Annotated in this window: 2 protein-coding genes; both read right to left on the bottom strand. The window is 41.2% G+C overall.

Annotated elements, in window-relative coordinates; all coding sequences use genetic code 11:
* Window positions 1-185: 185 nt before the first annotated feature.
* Entirely contained in the window at window positions 186-920 is a 735-nt protein-coding gene (locus tag A5295_RS05990) for an HAD hydrolase-like protein (protein ID WP_064622169.1), read from the bottom strand.
* Window positions 913-1,260, bottom strand: a complete 348-nt coding sequence (locus A5295_RS05985) for an RNA polymerase-binding protein RbpA (RefSeq protein ID WP_004106625.1) — start codon at window positions 1,258-1,260, stop codon at window positions 913-915. Before A5295_RS05985 ends, A5295_RS05990 begins: the two co-directional genes overlap by 8 nt.
* Window positions 1,261-1,270 lie beyond the last annotated feature (10 nt).

The raw sequence follows: 1,270 nt of genomic DNA, 5'->3' as shown, positions 1-1,270 counted from the left end.
TATTATCTCTAATTTGACATAACGTACATTATCGGATAAATATCAAGTAAATCTAGTCAAATAATAAGCTCAACCGGCAGAAACTGTGCAGCGTTGTAAAGAAACTGTCGTTTTCTCACTAAAAAACGACCGAAACTTTACGAGGGTGTAAAGAAAAAGCCGTTACGACAAAAATTCTGATTAGATTAAGCGAAATATTCGCAAATTGCAGTGTTTAATTCGTTTACGCTATCAATAATTCTGTAAGATCCTTGTGCTTCAAGCTCGCCAGGCTCAGCATAGCCCCAAGCGCATCCCAAGCAATCCAAGCCGCAATCTTTTGCTCCGTCAGCATCAGTCCAGCGGTCTCCAACCATCAAAGCTCTGTCGCCTTTTTCTGGATTGTAATCAATCACATCAAAAACATAACGAATAACTTGAGTTTTGCTAATACGCGACATATCTTTACTCGCGCCATAAATTCCGTCAAGATACTTCGTCAAACCAAAATATTCGCAAATAGGCTTTACTTGATATTCTGGCTTGCAAGATGCGGTTGCTAAATAATATCCAGCTTCACGAAGTTTTGTAAGTTGCTCAAGTATTCCATCGTATACTTTGTTAAGTAGGCATCCTGGAATTTTTTTACCAGGATTATTAGGATCATCAAAAGTTGCTACTTCAGAATAATACTTGCGATACGTAGCAAGTCCCTTTGCTAGCAGCGATTCAGGCACATTATTGCGTTGAAGAGATTCTAAAATTGAAGGACCTATAAAACGGTGCATTTCAGCATCGTCCGGAATAGGCTGTTTCAACTCTTTCAATGCAAGCTTTGCGCAAGTAATAATACCAGCATCTGACTTTGTTAATGTGCCATCAAGATCAAGCAGAATAATGTGACGACTAGTACATCCTGAAGACACTGAGAATTCACTCATAGTCAGGAATCCAGCCCTCATGATGCATTTTTAGACGCTTGTCTAGTAAAGTTTTTAATTCTTCTTCACTACGACGTTCAAGCAGCATATCCCAATGCGTCCTAGACGGCTTGTTGAAATCATCATCTGGGCGATCATCGTCGCCTTCGCGATGTGCAATCGTGCCGCAGCGGCATTCCCACTCTTCAGGAATTTCTGCGCCTTGAGCAAAAGGAAGAATCGTGCGATGCCCCTTTGGGCACACATACACAACATCATTTCGTGCAGCGAAATCTACATTATCGTCAGATTCCAATGATTTCGCACCAATGCTCATACCGCGTAAACTGCGTTCTGCCATAGTACTGTCT

Origin of the sequence: Gardnerella sp. 26-12 (assembly GCF_001660745.1) — a bacterium.
Lineage (GTDB): Bacteria > Actinomycetota > Actinomycetes > Actinomycetales > Bifidobacteriaceae > Bifidobacterium > Bifidobacterium swidsinskii.
The sequence above is the reverse complement of the archived record's forward strand: the minus strand, read 5'-3'. Positions and strand labels throughout refer to the sequence as shown.